The 209-nt window shown below is 57.4% G+C and carries 1 protein-coding gene; it reads left to right on the forward strand.

Translation table 11 applies throughout. From position 1 onward, the window contains the following. Nucleotides 1–192: hypothetical protein (locus SD455_RS16755; RefSeq protein WP_445508768.1), on the forward strand; the 192-nt coding region annotated here is incomplete at its 5' end. Nucleotides 193–209 lie beyond the last annotated feature (17 nt).

Genomic DNA, 209 nt, shown 5'->3' on the forward strand with positions numbered 1-209 from the left:
ACCTTCGGGATGGATTCCTTCTTCCCGACCGCGAAGATCTATAACCCCAAGGGACAGAACTATCTCTCGGTGGATCGGGAGCTGATGCTGGCCTATAAGGAATCTCCGCAGGGCCAGCTGCTGCATCCCGGGATCGGGTCTGCTGAAGGTTCGGTTGACTCCATGCTTCACGCCGCCAACGCGACGTCTTGAGTGTAGACGGTCTCGTA

This window comes from Nesterenkonia sp. K-15-9-6 (genome assembly GCF_052656005.1).